The sequence below is a fragment of the Sphingobacterium alimentarium genome, from assembly GCF_004342685.1.
GTDB classification, from domain to species: domain Bacteria; phylum Bacteroidota; class Bacteroidia; order Sphingobacteriales; family Sphingobacteriaceae; genus Sphingobacterium; species Sphingobacterium alimentarium.
In genome coordinates, this window is record NZ_SMBZ01000020.1 from 35,687 (window position 1) to 58,828 (window position 23,142).

The 23,142-nt window shown below is 38.9% G+C and carries 23 protein-coding genes; 11 read left to right on the forward strand and 12 right to left on the reverse strand.

Annotated elements, in window-relative coordinates:
- Positions 1-66 precede the first annotated feature (66 nt).
- Positions 67-723, reverse strand: coding sequence for a tetratricopeptide repeat protein (locus tag EDC17_RS08755; RefSeq protein WP_132777712.1), 657 nt, complete (start codon positions 721-723; stop codon positions 67-69).
- 92 nt (positions 724-815) lie between these two features.
- Positions 816-2,735: a polysaccharide biosynthesis protein gene (locus EDC17_RS08760; protein WP_132777713.1), complete on the reverse strand. Its 1,920-nt coding sequence runs from the start codon at positions 2,733-2,735 to the stop codon at positions 816-818.
- Between the two features lie 102 nt (positions 2,736-2,837).
- Between EDC17_RS08760 and EDC17_RS08765 the strand changes: the two genes are divergently transcribed.
- The 3 genes from EDC17_RS08765 to EDC17_RS08775 are packed head-to-tail and all read left to right on the forward strand — an operon-like array spanning position 2,838 to position 5,419.
- Positions 2,838-4,040, forward strand: coding sequence for an alanine dehydrogenase (locus tag EDC17_RS08765; protein WP_207895730.1), 1,203 nt, complete (start codon positions 2,838-2,840; stop codon positions 4,038-4,040).
- A gap of 5 nt (positions 4,041-4,045) precedes the next feature.
- A complete protein-coding gene (locus EDC17_RS08770) occupies positions 4,046-4,909 on the forward strand; it encodes an alpha/beta hydrolase (RefSeq protein ID WP_132777715.1) in 864 nt (287 codons plus the stop codon).
- Between the two features lie 3 nt (positions 4,910-4,912).
- Positions 4,913-5,419 (forward strand): TlpA family protein disulfide reductase, encoded by a 507-nt coding sequence (locus EDC17_RS08775; protein ID WP_132777716.1) that lies wholly within the window; start codon positions 4,913-4,915, stop codon positions 5,417-5,419.
- Here EDC17_RS08775 and EDC17_RS08780 read toward each other — a convergent pair.
- The 6 genes from EDC17_RS08780 to porX all read right to left on the reverse strand — a co-directional run bounded on the left by EDC17_RS08780 (position 5,394) and on the right by porX (position 10,693).
- Positions 5,394-6,452 (reverse strand): ABC transporter ATP-binding protein, encoded by a 1,059-nt coding sequence (locus EDC17_RS08780; RefSeq protein ID WP_132777717.1) that lies wholly within the window; start codon positions 6,450-6,452, stop codon positions 5,394-5,396. The two genes, EDC17_RS08775 and EDC17_RS08780, sit on opposite strands and share 26 nt — an antisense overlap.
- 63 nt (positions 6,453-6,515) lie before the next feature.
- On the reverse strand, positions 6,516-7,304 hold the full coding sequence (locus EDC17_RS08785) for an outer membrane beta-barrel protein (protein ID WP_132777718.1): 789 nt from the start codon (positions 7,302-7,304) through the stop codon (positions 6,516-6,518).
- 24 nt (positions 7,305-7,328) lie between these two features.
- The gene (locus EDC17_RS08790) at positions 7,329-8,099 is read right to left on the reverse strand and encodes a hypothetical protein (protein ID WP_132777719.1); all 771 of its coding nucleotides are present in this window, start codon (positions 8,097-8,099) and stop codon (positions 7,329-7,331) included.
- A gap of 1 nt (position 8,100) precedes the next feature.
- A complete protein-coding gene (locus EDC17_RS08795; protein ID WP_207895731.1) occupies positions 8,101-8,646 on the reverse strand; it encodes an RNA polymerase sigma factor in 546 nt (181 codons plus the stop codon).
- A gap of 64 nt (positions 8,647-8,710) precedes the next feature.
- Positions 8,711-9,127, reverse strand: a complete 417-nt coding sequence (gene tsaE, locus EDC17_RS08800; protein WP_132777720.1) for a tRNA (adenosine(37)-N6)-threonylcarbamoyltransferase complex ATPase subunit type 1 TsaE — start codon at positions 9,125-9,127, stop codon at positions 8,711-8,713.
- A 12-nt stretch (positions 9,128-9,139) separates the two neighbouring features.
- The gene (porX, locus tag EDC17_RS17715) at positions 9,140-10,693 is read right to left on the reverse strand and encodes a T9SS response regulator signal transducer PorX (protein WP_132777721.1); all 1,554 of its coding nucleotides are present in this window, start codon (positions 10,691-10,693) and stop codon (positions 9,140-9,142) included.
- Between the two features lie 244 nt (positions 10,694-10,937).
- On the opposite strand from porX, the gene EDC17_RS08810 reads away from it, so the two are divergent.
- From EDC17_RS08810 to EDC17_RS08840, 7 genes are all read left to right on the forward strand, one after another.
- A complete protein-coding gene (locus EDC17_RS08810) occupies positions 10,938-12,194 on the forward strand; it encodes an HD domain-containing protein (RefSeq protein WP_132777722.1) in 1,257 nt (418 codons plus the stop codon).
- Positions 12,195-12,228: 34 nt separating this feature from the next.
- Positions 12,229-13,257 carry a UDP-3-O-(3-hydroxymyristoyl)glucosamine N-acyltransferase gene (gene lpxD / locus EDC17_RS08815; protein WP_132777723.1) on the forward strand — a complete coding sequence of 343 codons (1,029 nt, stop codon included), beginning with the start codon at positions 12,229-12,231 and terminating at the stop codon, positions 13,255-13,257.
- Positions 13,258-13,282: 25 nt separating this feature from the next.
- On the forward strand, positions 13,283-14,668 hold the full coding sequence (locus tag EDC17_RS08820) for a bifunctional UDP-3-O-[3-hydroxymyristoyl] N-acetylglucosamine deacetylase/3-hydroxyacyl-ACP dehydratase (protein WP_207895732.1): 1,386 nt from the start codon (positions 13,283-13,285) through the stop codon (positions 14,666-14,668).
- A gap of 10 nt (positions 14,669-14,678) precedes the next feature.
- Positions 14,679-15,470: an acyl-ACP--UDP-N-acetylglucosamine O-acyltransferase gene (lpxA, locus tag EDC17_RS08825; protein ID WP_132777725.1), complete on the forward strand. Its 792-nt coding sequence runs from the start codon at positions 14,679-14,681 to the stop codon at positions 15,468-15,470.
- A 20-nt stretch (positions 15,471-15,490) separates the two neighbouring features.
- Positions 15,491-16,108, forward strand: a complete 618-nt coding sequence (locus EDC17_RS08830) for an ABC transporter ATP-binding protein (protein ID WP_132777726.1) — start codon at positions 15,491-15,493, stop codon at positions 16,106-16,108.
- 73 nt (positions 16,109-16,181) lie between these two features.
- Positions 16,182-16,742 (forward strand): elongation factor P, encoded by a 561-nt coding sequence (gene efp, locus EDC17_RS08835; protein WP_132777727.1) that lies wholly within the window; start codon positions 16,182-16,184, stop codon positions 16,740-16,742.
- Between the two features lie 81 nt (positions 16,743-16,823).
- Positions 16,824-17,393: a 5-formyltetrahydrofolate cyclo-ligase gene (locus tag EDC17_RS08840; RefSeq protein ID WP_132777728.1), complete on the forward strand. Its 570-nt coding sequence runs from the start codon at positions 16,824-16,826 to the stop codon at positions 17,391-17,393.
- A 58-nt stretch (positions 17,394-17,451) separates the two neighbouring features.
- On the opposite strand, the gene EDC17_RS08845 is transcribed toward EDC17_RS08840, so the two are convergent.
- From EDC17_RS08845 to EDC17_RS08860, 4 genes are all read right to left on the reverse strand, one after another.
- Positions 17,452-18,684, reverse strand: a complete 1,233-nt coding sequence (locus tag EDC17_RS08845) for a sugar MFS transporter (protein ID WP_243646098.1) — start codon at positions 18,682-18,684, stop codon at positions 17,452-17,454.
- A 286-nt stretch (positions 18,685-18,970) separates the two neighbouring features.
- Positions 18,971-19,393, reverse strand: a complete 423-nt coding sequence (locus tag EDC17_RS08850) for a hotdog fold thioesterase (protein ID WP_132777730.1) — start codon at positions 19,391-19,393, stop codon at positions 18,971-18,973.
- Positions 19,394-19,397: 4 nt separating this feature from the next.
- Entirely contained in the window at positions 19,398-19,910 is a 513-nt protein-coding gene (locus EDC17_RS08855) for a DinB family protein (RefSeq protein ID WP_132777731.1), read from the reverse strand.
- A complete protein-coding gene (locus EDC17_RS08860; protein ID WP_132777732.1) occupies positions 19,891-21,117 on the reverse strand; it encodes a sensor histidine kinase in 1,227 nt (408 codons plus the stop codon). The genes EDC17_RS08855 and EDC17_RS08860 overlap by 20 nt, the downstream gene beginning before the upstream one ends.
- A 112-nt stretch (positions 21,118-21,229) precedes the next feature.
- Between EDC17_RS08860 and gltX the strand changes: the two genes are divergently transcribed.
- Positions 21,230-22,750, forward strand: a complete 1,521-nt coding sequence (gltX, locus tag EDC17_RS08865; RefSeq protein ID WP_132777733.1) for a glutamate--tRNA ligase — start codon at positions 21,230-21,232, stop codon at positions 22,748-22,750.
- The last annotated feature ends 392 nt before the right edge of the window (positions 22,751-23,142 follow it).

Consider the following 23,142-nt stretch of genomic DNA (forward strand, 5'->3'; position numbering starts at 1 on the left):
TATATATTCTTTTTAATTAAAAAGGCTGCATGATAGCAGCCTTAATATATGAAAATTATTTTTTTCTTATTGTTTTGCTTGCGCGCGCGCTAAAGGACCGTCAATAGTTGCAGCTTCCGTGCTTTGTGGATAGTCCGTTTTAATTTTTTGGTAAGCCTCTTCCGCTTTTTTGAATTCATTCAATTGCTCGTATACCAAACCTAATTTTTTAAGAAAAAGAGGAGCAGTGAATGAGTTGTTAGATTTTTTAACTGCCTTTTGATAGTAATCAGCAGCATTCTTGTAGTCATGACTGTCCGAGTACGCATCACCAATCATACCTACTACTAAAGGATCCACGATGTCGCTACCTTTGTCCGAATATTTTTTAAGGTAAGTAATAGCTTCTTGGAACTTTCCTTCACGAAGGTATAGACCACCTAGGTAAGCGTTTGCGATATTTGCTGATGGTGTATTCGAATATTCATCCGCAATCTCTTTTAATCCCGCAAAACTGCCGTCACCTTCAATTGCTTTCTTTTGCAATGAATCGATCAATACGTATTCCTCGGCTTGAAACATAGCATCAGCAGCTGTTTCAGCACGTGGAGCTAAATATAATTTTTGATAACCAATATAAAGAAGGATTAATACAATAATACCTCCTAAAATGAATAATAGGCTTTTTTGATTGTCTTGAAAAAAAGATCCTTTTTGATCTGTAGAATTATAGTTTGTTGACATTAGTTTATATTAATAATACTATGGAACGCAAAAATACACTTTTATTGAAAATTTACAATACCAATTGCTATAAATTGCTAAAATGATGGTGTTTAACTTGTTTGCGCGTTTTGCTTATCTAATATTTCGTATTCGGAGTTTTGACTCTTAAATTCAGGCACGATGGCCTTCATCTGGCGTACTATATTTATTTTATGTTGCGTGGCCACAATATCAAATAGTGTTTTAATTTGATCTTGTACACCGTCAAAACAATTTTCTCTTACTTTGGCTATCATGATCTTTTCATGATGGGTAGGTAGGGTGTTTTCCAGGTCATTAAGAAGTTCTTCGTAGAGTTTCTCTCCTGGTCGCAGCCCGGTAAATTTAATTTCTATCTCCTTATTAGGTTCATAGCCCGAAAGTTTTATCATCTTTTTGGCCAAGTCCACTATCTTCACGGATTTGCCCATATCGAATACAAAAATTTCACCACCTTCACCCATATTTCCTGCCTCAATCACCAGTTGGCAGGCCTCGGGGATAGTCATGAAGTAGCGGGTGATGTCCGGATGAGTAACTGTAACGGGCCCACCTTTTTCAATTTGCTCTCTAAAGCGTGGAATCACTGAACCATTAGAGCCCAGCACATTCCCGAATCGAGTTGTAATGAAGCGCGTACGGCCTTCTAAGTTTTCGTTTTCTAATTTATTGTTCAGGGACTGAACATAAATTTCGGCAATCCTTTTTGTTGCACCCATCACATTTGTTGGGTTTACCGCCTTGTCAGTGGACACAAAAACAAACTTCTTTGTTTTAAACTCCACCGAGAGATTGGCTATATTAATTGTCCCTTGTATGTTGGTTTTAACTCCTTCAATAGGGTGATTCTCTATCATCGGGACATGTTTGTAAGCGGCAGCATGATAGACGATTTGAGGCTTGAACTCCTCAAACAAGTGACGCATACGATCATAGTTTTTAACATCGGCGATGAAAGTCTGGTAAATTTGATCTTTAAAATTCTCTTGTAAATCTAACTGTAAATTATGGAGAGGAGATTCGGCTTGATCACACAAGATAATAAGTTGAGGCTCGTATTTGCTAAGCTGTGTTGCTATTTCACTTCCTATAGATCCAGCAGCTCCGGTAACTAGCACACGCTTACCTCGTATTTGATCAAGAATGGATTCATTATTGATTTTTATCGGTGCACGTTCTAACAGATCTTCGATTTTTACATTTTTAATTTGATTTACAGATAAGTCTCCATTCATAATTTGCTGTGCAGGAGGTATGGTAAGCACCGAAATGTTGTTTTCCAGACATGTCTCAATGACTTGTGCTTTTTTATCTGGCAACAAGGAGGGTGTGGCTATAATTAATTCGTCAATAGCGAGTTTTTTAATTACAGGAAGCAAGAAGTCAGATTTATAAATACGTACTCCGTCAATAGCTTTTCCAACTTTCGAAGGGTTGTCATCAAAGAATCCTACGATAATTTTATTGGATGTTAAATCATGATCAAACGTTCTTTTTACGGCAATACCCAATTCTCCTGCGCCAAAAATGATTACATTTTTCTTGATTTTCCTTGCAGTCTTAGAATATTGAAAGAATACTTTGATAGAGGTTCGGTACATGACAAGTCCTACAAATACCAATAGCGAATAAATAATAAGCAATGAGGTGTCAATCGGGGAGGGAACTCTTATAGCTAAGGCAAATAATTTTGTGCCAAATAAGATTAATATAGTAAATAAATTACAAGATAGTATTCGAATAGAATCGGTCGAGCTGGTATACCTTACAATACCGGAGTATAATTTAAATATAACAAAGGAAAGGATGGTGGCTCCGATGCACAGTAAGAAGGACACTGCAAAATCATTTGAACTAAATGGGATATTTTTCGTATCTTGATAAATAAAATAAGCAATTAAAAAAGCAAAAATTGCTGTAAACAAGTCTAAAAAAAATATAACCCATCTAGGTAATATTTTTACATGGTTAATAACTTTGAAGAATTTCATTTATAATTTATGCCTACGTATAACGCAAAGTTAATTAAAAAAGGAAATATTATTAAATATTCTTTATTAATTAATCTCGTATATTAGGTTAATATACTGGTTATGGCAAATATGGAAGAAGGATTGATTGGTCAGACACAAGAACTATTAAAAGCAATAAATCAGACACAACGAGAGTTGGTAATAGGCATTCCTAAGGAAACCGTTTTTCAAGAAAAAAGAATTGCACTTACCCCGCTTTCTGTTTCATTGTTGATAGAGAATGGTCATCGTGTAATTTTGGAGTCCGGCGCAGGAAACTGTTCCAATTTCTTGGATCAGCACTATAGTGAGCAAGGTGCACAAATAGTTTATGATACAGAGTCGGTGTTTAATGCCGATATAATCATTAAAATTGCTGGCCCCACAATCACAGAAGTGAGGCTAATGCGTCATAAACAAATTCTGCTCTCCTCCCAGCAGCCTAGTCTTTTAAGTAAGCAAGTGCTCGAGGGGTTGATGAAAAAGCAAATCACTGCCCTCTCTTACGAGTATTTAGAAGATGAAGGTGGGCATTTGAGTGTAGTGCGTGCCATGAGTGAAATCGTGGGAGCAACTTCCATTCTGATTGCTGCAGAATATCTATCGAACGTTTTTGAGGGGAAAGGATTAATGCTTGGTGGCGTGACGGGTGTTCCTCCTACAGAAATCGTGATTATCGGCGCTGGCACCGTGGGCGAGTTTGCCGCACGTACGGCCATTGCCTTGGGCGCACAAGTTAAGGTTTTTGACAGTTCGGTTTATCGGCTGCGCAGGCTGCAGAATAATGTAGGTTCACGTGTTTTTACATCGGTGATACAACCTTTAATATTAAATAAAGCCGTTAAAACCTGTGATGTGGTAATCGGAGCCTTACGCGCCAAGAACGGCAGATCTCCTTGTCTTATTTCCGAAGAGACCGTTTCGCAAATGAAGCCAAACTCGGTGATCATCGATGTGTCGATTGATCAGGGAGGATGTTTTGAAACTTCCCAAATTACTTCTCACGACAAACCGGTTTTTAGGAAATACGATGTAATTCACTACTGTGTTCCTAATATCGCATCGCGTGTGGCACGGACAGCAACCTATGCATTGACAAATATTTTTACACCTATTTTATTGCAAATAGGGGATTGTGGCGGATTTAGCAATTTGATATGGAGTCATCCAGGCATTCGCAATGCGGTATACTTATACCAAGGCTTATTGACTAATAAAGATATTGCCGAACGTTTTAAGTTACCATACAAAGATTTATCATTAATGATTGTAGCTAACCAATAAAATAAATGCTGAGAACCTTTTTGTCACTACTTATGACCGCTATTTTTGGATTTTTGCAAGCTCAAGAAAGGATTGCACTCTACGATACTGTCCCTAATACAAAAGATACAGCAAATATTTCCAATAATACGCCTGAACTTTATTCGTATATTCCTTCGAAAATAAAGCACCCGTATGTTTTTTTAATTATTCCTGGTGGCGGATATACACATATTGCTATGGACCACGAAGGACATCAGGTCGCCACACGATTGGCCGAGCAGGGATATTGTTCTTTTGTCTTGAAATATCGCCTGCCCTCAGCAAAGCAGCAGATGGATAAGCGTATAGCGCCTATTCAAGATGCCCAGCGCGCTTTAACGCTAATTAAGAAAAAAATAGCGGAGGTGCCACTTGATGGAGCCAAGGTAGGGGTGCTGGGATTTTCTGCCGGCGGGCATTTAGCTTCCACTTTATCTACACACTTCGATACGGATTATCACCAATCGGGCTTAGCTCCAGCTCAGCTTAGACCTGACTTTTCGGTATTGGTTTATCCTGTTATCACGATGGAAGAAGGGATCACGCACAATGGATCCAAACAAAAGTTAATTGGTCCGGAATTTAATCAAGAGGATATTGTTAAATTTTCCAATGAGCAGAATGTTAATTCACATACACCGCCGACGTTTCTGATTCATGCTCAGGATGATAAAACTGTTCCCATTGAGAATAGCTATAGGTATCAACAAAAATTAAATCAGTATAATATTTCAAATTCCTTATTTTCGTATGCGATCGGCGGGCATGGTTTTGGTATGCATAATAAACAAGAACCTCGAGAGTGGTTTAATAACATGCTCGACTGGTTGAACAATCTTAAATTTTAATATATGAAAAACATAATAGGGACATTAGTTTTAATGATTGCACTTGCTGTTGGAACACAAGCGCAGGAATGGAAAGTAAATGTTGGGGAAAAAACTCCGGCATTTAAAATTGTTGACCGCGAAAACAAAAATATTACACCAGAATCCTTGAAGGGGAAAGTTGTATTACTTAATTTTTTCGCCACATGGTGTCCTCCCTGCCGAGAAGAACTTCCTCGTCTGGAAAAGGAGATTTGGAAAGATTTAAAACATGAAGAGTTGGCTGTCTTTGTATTGGCCAGAGAAGAAGGCTGGGAGAAGATCGATCCCTTTATGAAGCAGCATGGCTATACTTTTCCTGTGTTTCCAGATTTAAAACGCGGGGTTTTCGCTTTGTTTGCAGAGCAGTCGATTCCCCGCAATGTGGTATTAGATAGACAGGGGCAAATCATTTACCAATCCATCGGATTTGAGCATGACGAGTTCAGCAAGATGGTTCAGATAATTAAGGCTGAACTTGAAAAGAAATAAATTCTTGTATTTGAATATCGACTCCTGTTCCAATAGAAACGGGAGTTTTTGTTTTTATGATAGCGTGTAAATTAATTTCCTGGTTTCCGATAACATATTCGCTATAGAATCCCCGGAATTTTATGTCCTTTATTCTAAATGGAGATTGTTGATTCTCGGTGACATCGATCCATTCTTGATGTATAGCTATTTGCCCCGAGCTTGTCGGTAACTGAAGAATTTCCGCTTGTTGTGCGGTGATGATATTACTTTTAGCGAGCAACAAGGCTGTATAAGGATGTTTGGGTTGATAATACAAATCTTTAGGATGCCCCGAGTCTACAATTTTACCTTGCTGCATGACGATAAGTGCATCTGCCATTGCCAATACTTCAGCAGGATCATGCGATACCAGAACCACCGTGAGCCCCGTATCTTGCACGATCTGCTTGATGTCTTGCTGTAGGCCATCGCGAAATGCGGCATCCACCTGATTGAAGGGTTCATCCATCAGCAGTACTTCTGGATTATTGATCAGTGCGCGCGCAATAGCCACACGCTGGCGCTCGCCCCCACTTAAGTCGGCTACCCTATGTTGAGCGAGATGATCAATACGGAGTTTTTTCAACGTTGCGGCAGTTTGGCTCTGTTTGTACTCCAAATTGGTGTTGGGAAGCTGTGAAGCGATGTTGTCCCACACCTTTGCATAGAGATTTAAATCATCAAAACCTTGAGATACCATCTTCATGGCATCGTGACCAGGTATCAACTTGTCCTTACGCGTGGGAACCAACCAGCCTTTGTATCTAACTTCACCCCCATTTGGCTCTATAAGTCCATAAATGAGTTTCAATAAGGTACTTTTTCCGCTTCCGGACTCTCCGATAATAGCTGTTATTTTGTGGTTTTCGATGTCGAAAGATACATTATCAATAGCCGTGACTTCCTGTTTACCTGTAAATGTTGCTATCAGATTGTTGCCGTGGATTGCAGATACGTCCAATTTTTGAATGTCCGTAGGTATGTATTGACAAGAAGATGAAGTATGAGCCATAAAATAAAAATGCCGAAATTGTCTTTCGGCATAAAAATAAGGTTTAAAAATGAAATATCTGTCTTAAAATCCTAAAGTAATACCAAAGGCTAAATTATTCAAATTCTTTTGTGCTGGACTTTTTTCAAAGAAATCATTCATATAATACTTCGCAAATATCCCAAAATCATCGTATCCTAATCGGATGAACGGACCGTATTGGAATGAAGCTAAGCTGTAATTATCTTTAAACTTTTGTTTTCCATTTTCTTTGCTTTTTAGGCGCTGAGTACCTTTTAGCAGTACACCAGTCATCGCGCCAAAAGCCACTTTTACGCGTTCTCCTTTGCGGTTTTTGTTGCTTCTCCACTCTAGTGTTATCGGCAAGCGCATATAAGTTGTTGTAAATACATTTTTGGAATATGCTATATCACTAGGCTCATAGGAGATCGGTGAGCTGTCTTCATTGAATATGATGTTTTCTTTCAGACGTAGATAGTTCCATTCAAAACCAGCAGAAATGTATGTTTTGAAGTTATCGCTGGTACGCACCCCGAACTGTGCGATATCAAATCCAAAGTTGGATGCTTTTTTGTATTCCAAAAATTGATTATCCTGGGAAAGTGAGAAAGCGCCATCATCCATAATTCTCGAGAATCCCCAATCGATGCGTGTGAATGTAATTCCTCCGAAGGCACGAGGCAATTTATCGTCATCATCTTTATTATCTTTCACTATTTTGAAGGACTTGTCATCGTCAATAATTATAGACTTGCTGCTCGTGTTGTTTGTGCTGTCTGATTGCGCATATGCAGTATTCACTACTAATAACGCTAATGCAATGATGCGAGATGCTTTGTATAGGTTTTTCATGTTCTATTGATTTAATGATAACGGTTATTTTCTTGCAAATGAATTGATAATATTGATGGACAAAGATCCTTCTTCATCGTTTCTGAATTCGATTTCTCTTTTTTCGTCCATATCGAGGTGTTTACTCATTATATTTTTTGTAATGCCATTTAAAACACGTGTCACTAGCGATGTTTTGACTTCTTCTTGAGGTGTAGAATAGGCAAATGAAGGTTGAATACCATCGTAAGTGGGATCTATCATTTTCACCTGGTGCAAAGAGCGCACTAAATCTTCTAATTCGACTTGCACTTCTGCCAACTCAAAATCAGGAGTAAGCAATTGTATCTCCTCTTGATCTGTATGGGATATGCTCTTTTTTTTGGGGGCTGCATATACTTCCTCTTGTTTTACGCTGGGTTTGTCCTGTAAGGTGGGGGTATTATTATTTACCGACAAATTCTGATCTGCTGCCTTACTGGAGACCGAAGAGCCTATTTTATCTTCTATGTATTCTTTAGAAGAAGAAGAGTGGCCATCAGAAATGTTTTTTTTCTGCTCAATTGAAGCAATGACCTTATCTACTTTTTCAGTTCTTGAAGGAATAGGCTTCTTGTACAGCGACAAACCAATTCCAAAAAACAACAAGAACATTGCAGCTATCGAAATTTGCGCTCTATATTTTTTGTGAAAAGGAATCACTTTGTTTTCTTTCTTGAGTTCTTGTTGAATACCTTCCCACACACGACTACTTGGTGTCTCTTGGGCATGCTCCATCGCATCTCGGAACAATTTATCTAAATCTTGTGACTCCATATTAAATAGTGTTTTCTTTAATTAATTTTTCCTGCAGCGCCTGTCTGGCTCTGGAAAGCTGTGATTTGGAGCTTCCTTCAGATATACCCAGCATCTGGGCTATTTCTTTATGACTGTAGCCCTCAATAGCATATAGGTTAAAGACCGTGCGATATCCTAAGGGCAACTCTTTGATCAGCTGAAGCAAATCCTGGTAGGAAGTGGTATCACTAGAAAGGTGACTTACGATCGTATTCTCGTGATGCGCCTCTATGCTATCCGTTGGCTTTGCTTTGCTTTGCCTAAAGCTTTCAATTGCTGTATTGACGATGATTCGCTTGATCCAGCCTTCGAGTGAGCCTTTACCATCAAATAAATGATGTTTGGTAAATACTTTTATAAATCCATTCTGTAGAATGTCTTCAGCCTCGAGCGTAGTGTTCGCATAGCGCAAACATACTGCGAACATTTTTTTGGAGAAGTGACTATAGAGCAGCGCTTGAGCTTTTTTGTCATACGCCTGACAACCTTGCCATATGCTATTTAAGTTAATATTCTCCAATTTCATGTTAGTTTAATAGCAAGACGCAAAGTTTTGGAGAAAGGTTGCATGGGGAAATGAAAAAAAAAAATTATTTTTTTTCGATATGGATTACACGATGCTGATTTTCTAATACATCAATTGCTACTTTGACAAAATGCAGAGGTATTAGATTAGGTATTTTTTCGGACCATTCTACGAAACAGTAATCTCCTGAGTAAAAATATTCTTCGTAGCCCATGTCTAATGCTTCCATCTCATTTTTGAGTCTGTAAAAATCAAAGTGAAATATATTTCCCGAAGAGGAATTGTATTCATTAACGATAGAAAAAGTGGGGCTGGAGGTGTGGTCTGTCACGCCCAGTGCCAGGCAAAGTTCATTGATAAACGTTGTCTTTCCGGCGCCCATATTTCCATAAAATAAAAATATTCGGTCATCCGGATATAAATTGATGACGTCTTGGGCTGCTTTTTTTAACTCATTTAGGTCTTTAACCTCGATTTTCATACTGTAAAATTATCATTTTGTGATATAAGATGCGTAAGGAATAATCATTTCTTCCATCGATAGTCCACCATGTTGGAAAGTTCCAATGAAATAATTAACAAATTGGTTGTAATTATTGGGGTAGACGAAATAGTTGTATTCTTTAGCAAAAATATAGTTCGAACTCATATGCAAAAGAGGTAGTTGCGCTTCGTGGGGGTTTTTAATAGTAAATACATCTTTGGCGATATAATTAAGGTTCTTGCCTTGCTTATAGCGAAGATTGGTGTTGGTGTTTTTGTGTCCAATAACTTTACTTGGTTTTTTAACCCGGATTGTTCCATGGTCAGTGGTGATGATTACGCGGACATTCTTTTGTGAAAGCCACTTCAAAGCATCAAGCAACGGCGAATGCTCAAACCAGGACAGGGTAAGTGATCGATATGCAGCCTCGTCATTGGCCAATTCACGGATCATAGCCATATCGGTACGGGCATGAGAAAGCATGTCTACAAAATTGTAAACCAGCACATTTAAATTGTTGTTCATCAAATTGCTGATGTTATCAACGACATCCCTGCCTTGCTCTAGCGTAAGTACCTTGGTGTAGCTGTGCTTGATATCTTTGCGGTACAATCGCTTGATTTGATCAGCTAAGAATTTATCTTCATGGAGGTTTTTTCCTCCTTCCGCCTCGTCATTCTGCCACAAGTCAGGAAACCTTTTTTCCATCTCGAGCGGGGTGAGCCCACTAAAAATGGCGTTACGTGCATATTGCGTGGCAGTGGGCAAAATACTGTAATAACTATCTTCTTCTTCCAATCGGAAGTAGTCTGTAATGATGTCGTTCAACTGTTTCCACTGGTCGTATCGTAGATTATCGATAAGAAAGAAAAAAGTAGGTCTTTCTTCAGTAAGCGTGGGAAGTACTTTCTTTTTGAACAATTGATGAGAAAGGGTAGGTCCCTCTTCTGGATTTTTCATCCAATTGACATAGCTTTTCTCGATGTATTTACAGAATATGATATTAGCTTCAGATTTTTGAGCACGTAGTATCTCATGCATACTCTCATCCTCAAGTTTCTCCAGAGAAAGCTCCCAATAGATTAATTTTTTATACGCTTCTACCCAGCCTTTAAAATCCAGGCCATCATTAATTAATAATCCTAGATTCTGAAATTCTTGTTGATAGGCCATGGACGTTTTCTCATTCACGATCCTTCGGTTCTCGGTGAATTTTTTGATCGTAAGTAAGATTTGTTTGGGGTTGACGGGTTTGATAAGGTAATCGTCGATTTTGGCACCTATAGCCTCCTCCATCAGATGCTCCTCCTCATTTTTAGTAACTAATACATTTGGGATCGTGGGATTAATAGACTTCAGGATACTTAATGTTTCAAGTCCCGTAAGACCTGGCATATTCTCATCCAAAAAAACCAAATCAAAAGGCTCGTTTTTGAAAGCTTCTACAGCATCTGTACCATTGTTGACAGTTTTTACCTTATAGCCTTTGCCTTCCAGCAACAGAATATGAGGCTTTAGAAATTCTATTTCATCATCTGCCCAAAGTGTATGTGTTTTCGCCATGATTTTTTGCTGCTATTACTTGTAATTAATTACCTGTGTTAAAATTCCGCTTGATAGTCAATCTGTTTTTTATGATAAGAAGGTCATAATAGTATTTATGTTTATTAATCTCCCAAATAACTACCATTTTTTAACATTAATTAACTGTAATCTATTTATCTTTGCGTTTATATTAGATTAGGTGTATTATCTGTCAATCTAAGCAAACACATAAAGATAGCAAACTTCATAAAGGATAACTCTGTTGAATAAGAAAAAAATCATTAATGATCCCGTTTACGGCTTTGTTTCAATTCCGTCTGGTTTTATATTCGACTTGATTCAGCATCCTTATTTTCAGCGTCTACGCTACATCAAGCAGGTGAGCATGACGCACATGGTTTATCCGGGAGCTTTGCATACTCGTTTTCAGCACGTCATAGGCGCTATGCATCTGATGCAACTGGCTATTGATACACTGCGGAGCAAAGCGGTACAGATTAGCGAGCAAGAGGAAGAGGCTGCCTTGGTGGCAATATTACTTCATGATATAGGTCATGGTCCATTTAGTCACTCGTTGGAACATACACTAATAGAGGGCGTATCACATGAAGTGATCTCTTCGATGCTGATGGATCGATTGAATATTCAATTTGATGGCCGGTTGACGCTGGCGATTACCATTTTTAATAATCAATATTCGCGCAAGTTTTTTCATCAGTTGGTGTCGGGGCAGCTGGATACGGACCGAATGGATTATCTCAATAGAGATAGCTTCTTTACTGGAGTGTCGGAAGGTGTAATCTCATTCGATCGCATCATCAAGATGTTGACGGTCGTGGATGATAAGCTGGTCGTTGAAGCGAAAGGAATCTATTCGGTAGAAAAGTTTTTGATAGCGCGACGATTAATGTATTGGCAAGTTTATCTGCACAAGACTGTGATAGGTGCCGAGCAGATGTTAATTCAAGCATTAAGAAGGGCTAAGGAGCTTAGTAATAATGGTGTTGAGCTGTTTGCTACATCAGCGTTGCACCATTTCTTGCGCAATAAGGTTAATGCCGAAAATTTTATCAGCGATGAGGTGCATCTGGACTGGTTTACGCAGTTGGATGATACAGATATCCTGTCCGCTCTTAAATGTTGGATGGATCATGAGGATTTTATATTAAGTACACTGTGCAAAAAGATCGTGCGGAGAGACCTTTTTCGTACGGAGCTTCGGTCGGTGGATTTCGATGTGCAGGAGCTGGCTTATTATAAAGAGCGGGCGAAGGATTATTTTGGACTGAATGATGAGGAGGTGGAGTATTTCATCTATTATCAGGCCATCCAAAATTCGGCATACAGTGCGGACAAAGAGCCTATCTGTATCGTAAACAATAAAGGTCAGCTTATTGATATCGCAGAGGCTTCTGATTTGTCAAATTTAGAAGCGCTGTCTCAGAAAGTAGTCAAATATGCACTCACTTATCCCAAAGAATTGGGGTTTGTGGAACTGGGCCTGAGCTCAAAAAATTAAAGTAATTTCATAAAAAAAGATACATTTGTAGTACATGCAATTTACAGCGGAGCAAATAGCGACATTATTAAATGGAAAGGTAGAGGGGAATCCTGATGTTTTGGTATCCCATTTAGCGAAAATCGAAGAAGGGTCTGAGGGCGCATTGTCTTTTTTATCCAACCGTAAATATGAGCAGTATTTATATGAAACATCCTCAAGTATTGTTATCGTTAATAAGGATTTAGTTTTGCAAAAGCCTGTTAATGCGACATTAATTAGAGTAGAGGATGCATATACTTCTTTCTCTGAATTATTGAAAATCTACCATGCGCTGCGTTTGGAGCGTAAGGGAAGAGAAGATCAAGTTTTTGTACATGAATCGGTAAAGATTGGTGAAGGGGGATATATAGGGGCATTCACTTATATTAGTAAGGATGTAAAAATTGGGAATAATGTTAAAATTTATCCACGTGTATACATTGGTGACAATGTAAGCATTGGCGATAATACTGTATTATTTCCGGGAGTTACTGTTTATTATGACTGTGAAATCGGCTCTAACGTAATTATTCACTCAGGGGCGGTGATAGGAAGTGATGGATTTGGCTTCGCGCCGCAACCCGATGGAAGCTATGAGAAAATCCCACAAATTGGGAATGTCATCCTTGAAGACAACGTAGAAGTTGGTTCCAACACCGTTATTGATAGAGCAACATTGGGCTCTACCATAATACGAAAAGGGGTAAAACTGGACAACTTGATCCAAATTGCCCATAATGCGGAAATCGGATCAAACACTGTCATCGCGGCTCAAACAGGGGTGTCGGGTAGTACTAAGGTGGGCAAGCAAGTCGTATTGGGTGGACAAGTAGGCGTGGTAGGCCATATTACCATTGCAGATGGAACACAAGTCCAGGCGCAATCAGGCATCAATCGCAGTATCGAAGACAAAAATAAAAAATGGGGTGGATCTCCAGTTGCTCCATATACTAGCCAATTGCGTTCTCAAGTCGTTTATACACGATTGCCTGAGTTGGAGAAACGCATTTTGGAATTGGAGAAATTATTGAAAGACAAATAAAACTATTTACCATAAAATGGATGAAATGAACGCAAAACAAAGGACTATAAAATCTGAGGTTACAATTTCAGGAATTGGTTTACACACAGGTAAATCCGTGACCTTAACCTTAAGACCAGCTCCGGAGAATCATTGGTTCAAATTTAGACGTATAGATCTTGAAGGACAGCCGATAGTATCGGTAGATGCTGATAATGTTACCGACACATCACGTGGTACTACAATTTCAGAAAATGGAGCTTCGGTAAGCACCATAGAGCATTTGATGGCGGCTTTAATCGGTCTTCAGGTGGATAATGTGCTTATTGATCTAGATGGGCCTGAAGTGCCTATACTGGACGGTAGTTCGAATGTATTTATTGAAAAACTGACAGAAGTTGGTTTTGTAGATCAAGACGCAGATAGAGATTTTTACGAAATAAAAGAAAATATTCATTACTCCGAGCCAGATCGTAAAGTAGAAATCGTAGGTATGCCATTGGACGGTTATCGTTTGACGTGTATGATTGATTTCAATTCTCCGGTACTGGGAAGTCAACACGCTTCTATCAGTGCAATCGAAGAATTTGAAAGAGAGATCGGCTCCTCTCGCACTTTTTGTTTCCTGCATGAGTTAGAAGCCTTGGTTAATAATAATCTGATCAAAGGAGGCGATTTGTCGAATGCTATCGTTATAGTAGATAGACAAGTGACCACGGAGGAGTTGGAGAAGCTTGAGGGGCTATTCAACAAAAAAGTAACCGTAGCAGATGAGGGTATATTGGACAATATTCAGCTGAGACATCAAAATGAACCTGCTCGTCACAAATTGTTAGATATGATCGGTGATTTAGCATTGGTAGGTCGTCCTATCAAAGGGCATATCATGGCAGCTCGTCCGGGGCATGCAGCGAATGTTGCTTTCGCCAAACGCATTAAATCGCAGATAAAGAGAAGCAAGAAAAAAATCAATTCATATGATATTCATGCCAAGCCAGTATATGATACTGTACAAATCATGAATATACTTCCTCATCGTCAACCATTTCTGATGGTAGACAAGATTTTGGAACTGTCTGAAACACATGTAGTAGGTTTGAAAAACGTAACGATGAACGAGGATTTGTTCATGGGACATTTTCCCGGAGCACCAGTATTTCCAGGAGTGCTTCAAATCGAAGCTATGGCACAAACAGGAGGTATACTTGTTCTAAATACAGTTCCAGATCCAGAAAATTGGTTGACATTATTCTTGAAGATTGAAAATGCGAGATTTAAAAACCAAGTGCATCCTGGTGACACAATAATATTCAGTTGTGAGTTGTTGGAGCCTATACGCCGAGGCATAGCCCGTATGAAAGGTATCGGTATGGTAGGTGAGAAAATCGTGAGTGAAGCCGAATTGATGGCACAAATAGTAAAAGTGAAATAATCCATATAAAATGATACAACCTTTATCGTATATACATCCTGAGGCAAAAATTGCTGATAATGTGGTGATAGAGCCTTTTAGCACTATACACAAGGATGTGGTAATTGGCGAGGGGACGTGGATAGGGTCCAATGTGACCATTATGAACGGAGCTCGGATCGGAAAGAACTGCAGGATCTTTCCAGGGGCTGTAATTTCTGGCGAACCTCAGGATTTGAAGTTTGAAGGTGAAATTACTACAGCCGAGATTGGCGACAACACAACCATTCGTGAGTGTGTCACTATCAACAGAGGTACAAAAGATAGATACAAAACTGTCATCGGTAAAAATTGCCTGATACAAGCGTATAGCCATATTGCACACGACTGTATTGTGGGTGATCACTGTATTTTTTCTAACTCCAGTACATTAGCAGGCCATATCACTGTGGGAGACTATGTGGTATTGGCCGGATTGGTTGCAGTGCATCAATTCTGTAAAATCGGTTCCCATACCTTCGTAACTGGTGGTACTCTCGTTCGTAAGGATGTACCTCCATTTATCAAAGCGGCCCGCGAACCTATATCGTATGCAGGTATTAACTCTGTAGGTTTGCGTCGTAGAGGATATACGTCTGAGCAGATATCTGAAATTCAAAATATCTACCGTGTGTTATTTGTGCAGAATCGTAATCTGTCCAAAGCATTGGATATTGTGGAAACAGAATTTGAAGCTACCGAAATTCGCGATGAGATATTAGGTTTTGTCCGTAGCTCGAATCGTGGCGTAGTCAGAGGTTTTAGTACTGGAAAGTCGAATTAGTCATTTAAATCATAAGTTTATTGAATATAACTTTACATAATCTTGGGAGAAGGTTTAATCAGGAATGGATTTTCAAAGGAATTGATTATACCTTCTCCTCTTATCAATCATATGCCATCTTAGGCCCTAACGGATCGGGGAAATCAACCTTGATCAAAGTATTGACAGGGCAGCTTACACCAAGCGAAGGTTCACTTACCTTCCAAAATAATACTCATACTATTGAGGTAGATGAACTTTACCAACACATTAGCATAGCCGCACCCTATATCGAACTGATAGAGGAATTTACGCTGAATGAACTGTTGGATTTTCATTTTAAGTTCAAGCAATTTCATCCCGAGTTTGACATCCAGAAAATTCTACATTTGCTGGAAATGGAAAAATCGGCCAATAAAAGCCTCAAATTTTTTTCTTCGGGGATGAAACAACGTGTGAAATTAGCTTTAGCATGCTGCAGTGATTCTAAGGTAGTTTTCTTGGATGAGCCGACTTCCAATCTGGATGTTTCCGGCGAGAAATGGTACTTAGATTTAATTACTGCCACCACTGCAGACCGTCTGCTCATCATTGGCTCCAACCAAGAGAAGGAATATGCCTTCTGTGATGAGAAATTTTCCATTACCACCTATAAGTAATTATATTCGTTTTTTTAAGCGCATAGTTTTTTCTATTTTTGCATTGTAATTTATTAACAATAATATAAATCCAATGGCTAAAGCTTCAGAAGTAAAATCAGGAAATGTTTTGCGTTTCAATGGTGAATTAGTAACTGTTGAAGAATATATACACCGTACCCCAGGAAATTTACGTGCTTTTTATCAAGCCAGAATGCGTAACGTTAAAACTGGAAAATTAGTAGAATATAGATTCCGAGTGGACGAATCAGTGGAAATTGCTCGCGTAGAAACCAACGATTATCAATACTTATATGAGGATGGTGAGTTTTATGTGGTAATGGACAATAACACCTACGAACAATTCAATATCCCTAAGTTTTTGTTTGGTAATTCGGCACGATTCTTGAAAGAGGGAATGAACGTAATCGTAGCTTTCGAGAGTGATGAGCCTATCATGGCACAAGCTCCCAAAAATGTGGAATTGGAGATTACCTATACAGAGCCAGCAGTAAAAGGTGATACTTCTACCAATGCGCTTAAAAAGGCTACTGTAGAAACTGGAGTAGAAATCAATGTTCCTTTGTTCATCAATCAAGGTGACAAAGTAAAGGTAGATACTGCTACAGGTGATTATATCGAACGTGTAAAATAATACATATAAAAAATTAGGTTTAGGTTGATTATTTCGGTCTTGTATGTTCTCCAACTGCAAGGCCGTTTTATTTTAATAGATATGACTAAAGACCAATTGCGTAAATTATATCGTGCGCAACGAAATAGTCTCAGCATTGAAGAAAAACAAGCTTATAACTCCAACTTGCTGGAACAATTAAAGACCTTTGAATGGGAACAATATACGTATGTACATGTGTATATTCCTTTGGAAAAATTTAACGAGCCTGACACTATACCCTTCATTAGTTGGATAAGAGAATATTCTCCGCATATTCATTTAGTTACCTCTCAATCTGATTTCGAGACTGGAGAAATGAAACACTATCTGTTGGAAGATACAACACAATTGGTAGAAAATCATTGGGGAATCCTGGAACCGCTCGTTGGTGAAGCCATTGCTGAAGAAATGCTTGATGTTATCTTGGTACCGCTTTTGGTGGTTGATAGTCGAGGCAATAGAGTAGGTTATGGTAAGGGCTTTTATGATCGCTTTATGGGCAAATGCCGAGCGGATGTGCTTACCATTGGAATCAGCTTTTATGATGTAGTACCGAAGATTACGGACGTAAGCGAGTGGGATATACCTTTAAAATGTTGTGTTACACCCAATAAGATCTATTACTTCTAAATGAAAAAATCCCTTAACCTCATCGTCAAGGGATTTTTTGTATGGATTCTATAAATTATTATGCTTTTTTGCCCACTTTATGGCCAGCAATGGCATAATAAAGGATAAACAAGTAGGAAGGTAAAGCAATCCAATACGCTTGATGTGAGCCTATGTGATGCGCTAATTGACCATATAATGGCGGAATTACTGCACCACCAGCGATACCCATTACCAGAATACCTGAGGCCGCACTGGTGAATTTACCCACTCCTTTCAAAGCTAAAGGCCAAATCGCAGGCCAAATCAATGAGTTAGCCAAGCCTAATAATGCTACGCAATATAAAGAGGTCATGCCTGAGGTGAAGACGATACCTAAAGTAAAGATAATACCTAGAATCGCACAAAGCTTCAACGCTACTTCTTGTTTAATATATTTTGGAATAGCAATAATACCAATGATGTAACCTATTACCATGGAAATCATGGTCAATCCTGTGAAAAACTTAGCTTCGGATAAAGGAACACCTATTGATTTACCGTATGAGATAATTGTATCACCCGCCAATACTTCCACGCCGACGTACAAGAAAAGTGTAATGAATCCTAATACCACGTGCGGGAAAGCCCAAGCACTTTTTTTGTTTTCGGATAAAGCATGGTGATCTGCTGATTCTTCTTCATCTCCTTGAACATCTGGTAGACGCACTTTAGCGATCCAGAATGCTAATAGTAAAAGAACAACTACTATGCCCAAATAAGGATTCACCACTTGCAATGCAACCTCGCTTAAAGCAGCTTCTTTTTCTGCTGGAGTAAGGCTCGCTAATTGTTGAGAAACGTTATCGGCTGCCTCTAGATTTAAGAATAAGCCTAAAATGATTGGTGCTGTAGCACCTGCAAACTTATTACAGATCCCCATAATACTGATACGCTTAGCTGCCGTCTCTACAGGACCTAAAATAGTGATGTATGGGTTTGACGCAGTTTGTAAAATAGCCAGTCCACCTCCTATGATGAATAAACCTATTAAAAACACGCCATAAATCCTTGTGTATGCTGCAGGGATGAATAATAACGCGCCAAAAGCCATAATAGCCAGAGCGATGGACATACCCTTCTTAAATCCAAATTTGTTCAAAACCCAGGTAGATACAGGGGCCATAACAAGATATGCAATATAGAAAGCAGTAGTTACGAAATAGGCTTGAAATTCAGTCAATTCACAAGCAATTTGTAAATAGGGAATTAATAATGCGTTCAGCCAAGTAATAAAGCCAAAAATGAAGAATAAGGCTCCAATAATTATCATAGGTCCAACGGTGGAGTTACCGTTTTGTTTACTTAGGTTGTGAGAGTTCATTAATAGATTTTTATTATGTCAATATTAAGATTAGATTAATTACCGTAGTACAAGACTAATAAAATAAAATGAATTTCAGAAACTAAATAATTAGAACAAACGATTGATTTTTGTAATATCTTTAATAATAAGAGAGACCTCGTGGGGCGAAGTCTCTCTAAAAACCTAAACCGTATCATATTACCAATTGAATGGTACTTATATCTCTAACAGCTCATTGCCGAAAAAGTTTACATTATTTTTTTATTATTGCCACCGTCAATCTGGATACACATATGATACGATTTTTTTCGTCTTGAATCTTGATATCCCAAACGTGGGTAGTCCTACCCAAATGGATAGGAATACATCGCGCTGTAGCTACGTTTCCCATTTTTCCGGGTCTTAAATGATTTGCATTAATTTCTAATCCTACCGCATTGTATTTTTCGGTGTCAATGATCAGAGCAGAAGCTATACTGCCTACAGATTCTGCCAATACGACGGATGCGCCTCCATGCAATATGCCAAATGGTTGTAGTACTTTTTCGGTAATAGGCATCGTAGCTTCTAATGATTCGGGAGTAATTTTGGATGCTTTAATATCCAAATACCCGGTCATGTATCGAGCGAATAGCTGATTCAATTCGTCCAAGGAATATTCTTTGCGCCAAATCATCGTATTAATTATTTAGGTATTTCTGTTGCATTATAAATTTGTGATGGCTCAGGTGACCCGCTATGACATATATAAATGCCAATACGCTTATTAATCGGTCAGAAGCCATGCCCTTGCGGCTTAACTCTGTCTCATTAAAAGTTTTGAACAGCGCAATATTCGCTTTCCGAAGGTTAACAAATTCCTCGATGATACTATCAATTTCGCGTTCATTGTGTCTTCCGTGGGTCACAAACTCATCTTGCTCGAATGAGGCCAGGGCAGTCATGTCATTACGTGCGAAGCGCAATGCACGGTAGGACATCACTCGTTCGGTATCGATGATATGACATAATATCTCTTTGATAGTCCATTTTCCTTGGGCATAGCTATATAGCAGTTTGTCTTGCGGAATTTCGCGTATGAATGTAGGAAAAGTTTCGACTTGTCTGTTCAACTCTTCCATTACATCACCTTGTACGTTTCCTATATAATCTTCGTAAATTGCAGGATAATCGTCAGACTTGAGTAGGTTCATAATTTAAGTTACTTTTTAGTATTATTCGAAATGTAGTTCCTTTACCAATTTCAGATTCTTTGACATAGATATGGCCCTTATGATAGCGTATCATTCGGCGTGTTAGACTTAACCCCAATCCCCATCCGCGTTGTCTAGTCGTGAATCCTGGGTGAAAAATAGTATCAAAATTAGACTTTGGAATCCCCTTTCCGGTGTCACTAATGTCTATAAAAATTTCCTCTTTCGCAATATTTTCTTTTATAGATACAACAATCTGTCCCTCCGTATCGATGGCATTAACTGCATTTTTGAGTAAATTCTCAATAATCCATTCGAAAAGAGGTACATTCAGCATAGCTTCTACATGATTGTCCCCGGTCAGCGTAAAAGTTATTTTTTCACTCGTACGTACTTTAAAATACTCAATAAAGTTTTCGATTACTTGATACACGTTATGATTGCTGAGAATCGGCCTTGACCCTATTTTTGAGAATCGATCGGCGACGATTTCAAGCCTCGAAACATCCCGCTCCATTTCATTGACAACCTCATCGTCTTCTGCATCAAATTTCATCTTAATTAACTCTATCCAGCCCATCAAAGAGGAGATAGGGGTCCCCAGCTGGTGTGCCGCTTCCTTGGCCATACCGACCCAAACCAAATTTTGTTCGGTGCGTTTAATAAAATTAAATACCGTATAGGCTATGATTAAGAATATGGCAATAAGCGATAGTTGGATAATAGGGAATATTTTGAGATTGCGTAGGGCTTTTGAATCATGGTAATATACGGACCATTTTTCACCATTTTCTAGAGTAAGAATGATGGGTTGATGCGCATGTTTCATCTTATTGAGCTCACGCTCAAAATATATTGGATCATAGCTCAGCCGGGAAGACAGAGAATCTTCTAGTTTGATATTCGTCTTGGTGGAATCAAGATCGCGCCAAAATATAATTTTGTCTTCTTTGTCGGTAATAATCGCCGGCAAGGTGAGACTATCGCGAACGGCATATATGAAGCTAATGAAGTCGTCGTCCACATCCGGCATGGTCATAATACTTCGTGTGCTCATCGCCCACACCTCGGCTTTTGTCCGCTCGGATTGGGAAAGGCTTTTAACCAGATAATTGGTATACCAAAGCGAGGCGATGCCTATTGCAGCGGCAAAGACAATCAGTATGACCTTCCAAATCTGTTTATTATTGTATTGATATGCGTTCATTGACCTCCCGTATTCCCTTACAAAATAAGGAAATTATCCAATATAGCAGATATATGACGGAGGAGAGTTTTTCTAATTCATTTATTAATCTAGAAATAAGTAATTTTGCAGCATGAGTTCACAACAGAAAGTTAGAGTGCGCTTCGCGCCAAGTCCTACCGGAGGATTGCATTTGGGTGGTGTAAGAACTGCCTTGTTCAACTATTTATTTGCTAGACATCATCAAGGTGAATTTATTTTAAGAATCGAAGATACAGACCAGACACGTTTTGTGTCCGGTGCTGAAGAATATATTAATGAATGTCTTGCTTGGTGTGGGATATCTCCAGATGAGAGTCCTTCAAAGCCAGGAGCTTTTGGCCCATACCGTCAAAGCGAGCGTAAATCCTCCTATCGTCAGTTTGCCGAGCAGCTTGTCGCTAATGGATATGCTTACTATGCTTTTGATACAGCAGACGAATTGGATCAACAGCGTAAGCTACAGCCAAATTTTAGATATTCGCACGAAAACAGAATGAGTCTTCGCAACTCGCTAAGTCTTTCTGAAGCAGAAACGAAAGCTCTATTGGATGAAGGCGTGCCACATACTATCCGTATCAAAATGTCTGAAGATGAAGTCGTGTCATTTGAGGACATGATCCGTGGACGTGTATCTTTTGAAACAAAATTAATTGACGACAAAGTTTTGTTGAAAGCTGATGGGATGCCTACATATCACCTAGCTGTTGTCGTAGATGACAAAGCGATGGAGATCTCGCATATTTTCCGTGGTGAGGAATGGTTGCCATCAGCGCCCGTACATTTGCTATTATGGGAATATTTGGGATGGAAAGACCAAATGCCGCAATGGGCTCATCTTCCATTAATTCTGAAGCCTGATGGCAATGGTAAATTAAGCAAAAGAGATGGCGATCGATTGGGATTCCCGGTATATGCAATGAATTGGATAGACCCTAAAACAGGCGATTTGACCAAAGGATTTCGCGAATTAGGATTCTTACCTGAAGCCTTTGTGAATATGTTGGGAGTATTGGGCTGGAATGATGGTACTGACCAAGAACTTTTTTCTATCGATGAATTAATTTCAAAATTCTCTGTTGAACGTATCAGTAAGAGCGGAGCGAAGTTTGATTTCGAGAAAGCGAAATGGTTCAACCATGAGTGGATCAAAAAAAGCGACAATGAAAATTTGATGCCTTACATTGAAAAAGCGTTAGCAATGGCAGGTGTGCTTGATGTTAATTTGGATCGAGTAAATACCGTTCTAAGTGTTGTCAAAGAGAGATTGACTTATGTTTCTGATTTTTGGGGACAGGCATCCTTCTTCTTCGAAGAACCTAAAGAATACGATGTAGATGCTGTAAAACCGAAATGGAATGCAGATAAAACAATATTCTTTGAGAATATGCTTGCTGAATTTGAGAAACAAGAAGATTGGACAGCCAGTACTTTGGAGCCTCTTTTCAAAAATAAAGTTGCCCAGTCAGGTATGAAAATAGGAGAGTTGATGATGCCGTACCGTATAATGTTGGTAGGAGGTAAGTTTGGCCCTGATGTATTTGTTATTACTGAATTATTGGGCAAAGAAACAGTAATAATTCGCGTAAAAAAGGCTTTAGAGTTATTTAAATAGATATATTATCACGATAGAAAAGCCATAACAATCATGTTGTTATGGCTTTTTTTGGCTATTGACAACCTGGAGTTTGTTTCAGATTTTCCTTTAGTACGATTTCACTGATAGGAATGGAATTTAAATAGTCTCTGTTCAATTTAAATCCATATCCTGAGGGTAATGACGTTTTCAATGGGTCTAGAAATCCATTCTCATCTACAGCAATAAGTTGACTGGTAATCTGCCCGCCGAAGAACCCTTTGGGTCGCTGGCCTACGATTAATTCATCCGCCGCTGCCCATCGTGCAATATCATTCCTGACTTGTCCCCTTGTAGAACTAAGAAAATATATTCAATTGATAATCAGTATTTTATTTAATAAAAAATCGTAATTTGTCGCACTAAGGGTG

Excerpts from the sequence above, each read along its gene's own strand:
- porX (WP_132777721.1), bottom strand. The coding sequence starts at position 10,693 with ATGGCGAAAACACATACACTTTGGGCAGATGATGAAATAGAATTTCTA.
- EDC17_RS08765 (WP_207895730.1), top strand. The coding sequence starts at position 2,838 with ATGGCAAATATGGAAGAAGGATTGATTGGTCAGACACAAGAACTATTA.
- EDC17_RS08755 (WP_132777712.1), bottom strand. The coding sequence starts at position 723 with ATGTCAACAAACTATAATTCTACAGATCAAAAAGGATCTTTTTTTCAA.
- efp (WP_132777727.1), top strand. The coding sequence starts at position 16,182 with ATGGCTAAAGCTTCAGAAGTAAAATCAGGAAATGTTTTGCGTTTCAAT.
- EDC17_RS08760 (WP_132777713.1), bottom strand. The coding sequence starts at position 2,735 with ATGAAATTCTTCAAAGTTATTAACCATGTAAAAATATTACCTAGATGG.
- EDC17_RS08785 (WP_132777718.1), bottom strand. The coding sequence starts at position 7,304 with ATGAAAAACCTATACAAAGCATCTCGCATCATTGCATTAGCGTTATTA.
- EDC17_RS08780 (WP_132777717.1), bottom strand. The coding sequence starts at position 6,452 with ATGGCTCATACTTCATCTTCTTGTCAATACATACCTACGGACATTCAA.
- gltX (WP_132777733.1), top strand. The coding sequence starts at position 21,230 with ATGAGTTCACAACAGAAAGTTAGAGTGCGCTTCGCGCCAAGTCCTACC.
- EDC17_RS08860 (WP_132777732.1), bottom strand. The coding sequence starts at position 21,117 with ATGAACGCATATCAATACAATAATAAACAGATTTGGAAGGTCATACTG.
- tsaE (WP_132777720.1), bottom strand. The coding sequence starts at position 9,127 with ATGAAAATCGAGGTTAAAGACCTAAATGAGTTAAAAAAAGCAGCCCAA.
- EDC17_RS08840 (WP_132777728.1), top strand. The coding sequence starts at position 16,824 with ATGACTAAAGACCAATTGCGTAAATTATATCGTGCGCAACGAAATAGT.
- lpxD (WP_132777723.1), top strand. The coding sequence starts at position 12,229 with ATGCAATTTACAGCGGAGCAAATAGCGACATTATTAAATGGAAAGGTA.
- EDC17_RS08790 (WP_132777719.1), bottom strand. The coding sequence starts at position 8,099 with ATGGAGTCACAAGATTTAGATAAATTGTTCCGAGATGCGATGGAGCAT.
- EDC17_RS08850 (WP_132777730.1), bottom strand. The coding sequence starts at position 19,393 with ATGATTTGGCGCAAAGAATATTCCTTGGACGAATTGAATCAGCTATTC.
- EDC17_RS08820 (WP_207895732.1), top strand. The coding sequence starts at position 13,283 with ATGAACGCAAAACAAAGGACTATAAAATCTGAGGTTACAATTTCAGGA.
- EDC17_RS08775 (WP_132777716.1), top strand. The coding sequence starts at position 4,913 with ATGAAAAACATAATAGGGACATTAGTTTTAATGATTGCACTTGCTGTT.
- EDC17_RS08770 (WP_132777715.1), top strand. The coding sequence starts at position 4,046 with ATGCTGAGAACCTTTTTGTCACTACTTATGACCGCTATTTTTGGATTT.
- EDC17_RS08795 (WP_207895731.1), bottom strand. The coding sequence starts at position 8,646 with ATGAAATTGGAGAATATTAACTTAAATAGCATATGGCAAGGTTGTCAG.
- lpxA (WP_132777725.1), top strand. The coding sequence starts at position 14,679 with ATGATACAACCTTTATCGTATATACATCCTGAGGCAAAAATTGCTGAT.
- EDC17_RS08845 (WP_243646098.1), bottom strand. The coding sequence starts at position 18,684 with ATGATAATTATTGGAGCCTTATTCTTCATTTTTGGCTTTATTACTTGG.
- EDC17_RS08855 (WP_132777731.1), bottom strand. The coding sequence starts at position 19,910 with ATGAACCTACTCAAGTCTGACGATTATCCTGCAATTTACGAAGATTAT.